The 2,880-nt window shown below is 62.5% G+C and carries 5 protein-coding genes and 1 pseudogene; 2 read left to right on the forward strand and 4 right to left on the reverse strand.

Going from position 1 to position 2,880, the window contains the following annotated elements; all coding sequences use genetic code 11:
- A partial coding sequence (locus tag MOV61_RS29335; protein ID WP_247139107.1) for a LysR family transcriptional regulator occupies positions 1 to 564 on the reverse strand: 564 nt, incomplete at its 3' end.
- Positions 565 to 670: 106 nt separating this feature from the next.
- Here MOV61_RS29335 and MOV61_RS29340 point away from each other — a divergent pair.
- Entirely contained in the window at positions 671 to 1,063 is a 393-nt protein-coding gene (locus MOV61_RS29340) for a tautomerase family protein (RefSeq protein WP_247038776.1), read from the forward strand.
- A gap of 53 nt (positions 1,064 to 1,116) precedes the next feature.
- Here MOV61_RS29340 and MOV61_RS29345 read toward each other — a convergent pair whose 3' ends face one another.
- Both MOV61_RS29345 and MOV61_RS29350 read right to left on the reverse strand, forming a co-directional pair.
- Positions 1,117 to 1,284 carry a Thivi_2564 family membrane protein gene (locus MOV61_RS29345; protein WP_007772654.1) on the reverse strand — a complete coding sequence of 56 codons (168 nt, stop codon included), beginning with the start codon at positions 1,282 to 1,284 and terminating at the stop codon, positions 1,117 to 1,119.
- A gap of 139 nt (positions 1,285 to 1,423) precedes the next feature.
- On the reverse strand, positions 1,424 to 1,759 hold the full coding sequence (locus MOV61_RS29350; protein WP_247139108.1) for a GIY-YIG nuclease family protein: 336 nt from the start codon (positions 1,757 to 1,759) through the stop codon (positions 1,424 to 1,426).
- Positions 1,760 to 1,886: 127 nt separating this feature from the next.
- Between MOV61_RS29350 and MOV61_RS29355 the strand changes: the two genes are divergently transcribed.
- Positions 1,887 to 2,228: a DUF1491 family protein gene (locus MOV61_RS29355; RefSeq protein ID WP_247038780.1), complete on the forward strand. Its 342-nt coding sequence runs from the start codon at positions 1,887 to 1,889 to the stop codon at positions 2,226 to 2,228.
- Positions 2,229 to 2,247: 19 nt separating this feature from the next.
- On the opposite strand, the pseudogene MOV61_RS29360 reads toward MOV61_RS29355, so the two are convergent.
- Positions 2,248 to 2,880 (reverse strand): annotated as a pseudogene (locus MOV61_RS29360) (hypothetical protein); the annotation flags it as partial.

Consider the following 2,880-nt stretch of genomic DNA (forward strand, 5'->3'; position numbering starts at 1 on the left):
GAAGGCGACGATCGCAAGCGTCTCTCCGGGTATATGCCGGAAGCTGTCCGGGCCGATCCAGGCGATTTCCCGCCTTGCGACGACCTCCGCCCGCGGGCTGGCGAGCGTGCCCCAGGTCAGCGCCACGTCGAGTTCACCCTTGTCGATCGCCTGCACCATCGCGACACCCCGGTCGACCCGGGCCTCGACCCGTACCTTCGGATGGATCTTCGAAAAGCGACCGAGCAGGTCCGGCAGCCAGGTTTCGGCGAAATCCTGCGGCACGCCGATCTTCACCCAGCCTTCGAGCTTGCCGCCGCCGCGCACTGCCGCCCGCGCCTCGTCGTTGAGCTCCAGGATGCGCTTGGCATAGCTAAGCAGGATCTCGCCTGCTTCGGTCAGCACAAGTCCACGCCCCTGCTTCTGCAGCAGGGTTTCTCCCACCTGTTCCTCGAGCCTCTTCAGTTGCAGGCTGATCGCCGAAGGCGAACGGCCGAGGCGGTCGGCAGCCTTGGCGAAACTGCCGAACTCCAGGCCGAGCGCAAAACTTCTCAGAATGTCGATGTCGAGATTGACGGGCAGCATGATCGTTAAGTTTTATAAAAGTATGCGTTTGAAACTTCGTGATTTTCAAAATGATTGTGCGGGGAGAAGATAGCGGCGTCAACAGAAATCCGAAAAGGAGAACGTCATGCCCTTCGTTCACGTCATCATCGCCGGCAAAAGCATCGAACCGGAATCACGGCGCCTGCTGCAGCAGGAAACTACGGTGCTGATGAACACGATCATGCGCAAGCGCCGCGAGGTCACCGCGGTCCTGGTGGAGGAGGTCGATCTTTCCGGGTGGACCGTCGGTGGCGAGCCGCTGGAAGTGGCCGCGCATGTGGAGGCCAATGTCACGCTCGGCACCAACACGGCCGAGGAGAAGCAGCGTTTCATCGAGGCGATGGACGCGCTTTTGAAAAAGAGCCTCGGCGGGATACCGCCCGCCACCTATGTCATCGTCCGCGAGGTGGAGGCGGACGCCTGGGGTTTTGGCGGGGTGACGCAGGAATACCGGCGGACAAATGCGATGACGGCGTGATCCCGAGCCGCCGATTGGGATGGCGCCCGGCATGGCCGGGCGCATCTCTGCCTTTAGAAAACGGCGAGATATTTCAGCAGCGAAATGATGCCGATGATGATGATGATGATCTGCGCAATCTGTTTCGCGCGGCCATCGATCGGCAGGCGCGCGACGAGATAGAGAACCAGGACGATCACCAGGAAGGTGATCAGAATGCTGATCAATGCGGAAGTAGCCAAGCCCCAAACTCCTTTTCATGACAGTGCCGTGCGGCACCGATGTGTAAGATATGGTGCATTCGGCGAAAGGAAAGGCCGCAGCATCGCGATTTCCCGTTTCTTCTCAGGGACTTCCGTGGCCTGGCTCCCGTGGAAGGGCTCAGACCGCCTCGGCGCCGAGCTCCCAAGCCCAGTGCAGATGTCGGTCCTTCAGCGTCCGGTCGCGCAGGTAGCCGGTCAGCTCCTCGTCGATCTCTTCCAGCCGTTCGATCGCGAAATCCTCCGGCCGGTTGGCATTCCAGGCCGCCTGCAGGCTCTTGCTCACATGGCTGCCGTGCCGGAGCGTGAACCAGATGCGGTTCTGGATCTTGTCGAGGTCTCCGGAGCGGCCGACCCATCGCTGCCCCATGGGTGCAAAACGGATGGCATAGATGCCGGCCGGGGCCTTGCGTTCCTTGTAGGCGGAGATCGCCGCTTTCCTGTCGATGGTGTTCATGTCCCGTGCCTTCCTTGATGGAAGTGCAGCCAATATCATCCGGGTAATATTATGGCAATAGTTATATCCGGGTAAAATTTGGGGAGGGCGAGTTTGCGCCCGGTCGCGAAGCGCCGTAAGAGGAACCATGCGCCTGAAATCCGAAATCGTCGTCTCCGCCATGATCCGCCGCGTCTTCGGGCTCGGCGGTTTTGCCGCTGTCGAAAAGAAGGGTGCGGAGGCGGCCGGGGCGATCTTCATCCGCCAACGCTTCCGCGACGGGCTGGAAACGCTCTACGCGCCGGCTCCGCAGAACTTCTTCGGCGAGGACGATGGCGGTCGCAAATTCGAGATGAGGGCGGAACGGGCCGAGCCGGAAGCCGTCCGCGAGATGCTGTCGCGCGAACTGCGCTTCGATCCGGATCTCTGGCTGCTGGAACTGGAGATCGACGACGTCGCCGATCTGTTCGAAGTGGTGAAGCCGGCTTGAGCGGCAGCGCTATGACCGGTCAGCGCACCCGGTAGAGGCCGTTGAGCGGCTTGCGGACGCTAGCAGTGGTGCGGATCACCCGCGGTTCGCGGCTGTCCTCTGCGCGATTGTCGGCAAACATCGGCTGATGCTGCGGTTCCGGATAGGTATAGCTGTCGGCGCGGCGCCAGGCCTCGACGCGTTTGCCGCATTCGTCCTCGTCGAGCCCATCCCAGAGAGAGGCGCTCCGCGTCACGCCGTCCTGCTCGGCTGCCAGATGGTCGTAAAGCCGCTGGAGGATGAAGAGCGCATCGTCCTTCACCATCGCCAGGCCCTTCAACGTTGCGGCGAGCTGCTGACCGGAAATGTCGAGCAGGATCCGTTCCGAAAGCCAACGGCTGGCCGAAAGCGTATCGGCAAGCACAGTCGCAAACAGCCCGGTCTCGCGATTGCGGGCGAACCGCACGAGCAGCGCCTCCTGGATCGGCGACAGATTGCGCAAGCCCAGCCGGTCGGCGGCGGGCCGGTCGACATGGCCGGCAAGCGCCTTGATCCGGTTGCGCAGGAGTTCCTCGCGCGTATTGCGCTCAGCCTCGTCGGCCATTTCCGGCGTCGGCCGGCGCGGCACGAGCGGGTTGAGGTTTTCAGGCGCATCGCGGCGGGTGTTGCGGTC

Source organism: Neorhizobium sp. BETTINA12A (genome assembly GCF_023006485.1).
Lineage (GTDB): Bacteria > Pseudomonadota > Alphaproteobacteria > Rhizobiales > Rhizobiaceae > Neorhizobium.

Excerpts from the sequence above, each read along its gene's own strand:
- MOV61_RS29340 (WP_247038776.1), top strand. The coding sequence starts at position 671 with ATGCCCTTCGTTCACGTCATCATCGCCGGCAAAAGCATCGAACCGGAA.
- MOV61_RS29350 (WP_247139108.1), bottom strand. The coding sequence starts at position 1,759 with ATGAACACCATCGACAGGAAAGCGGCGATCTCCGCCTACAAGGAACGC.
- MOV61_RS29355 (WP_247038780.1), top strand. The coding sequence starts at position 1,887 with ATGCGCCTGAAATCCGAAATCGTCGTCTCCGCCATGATCCGCCGCGTC.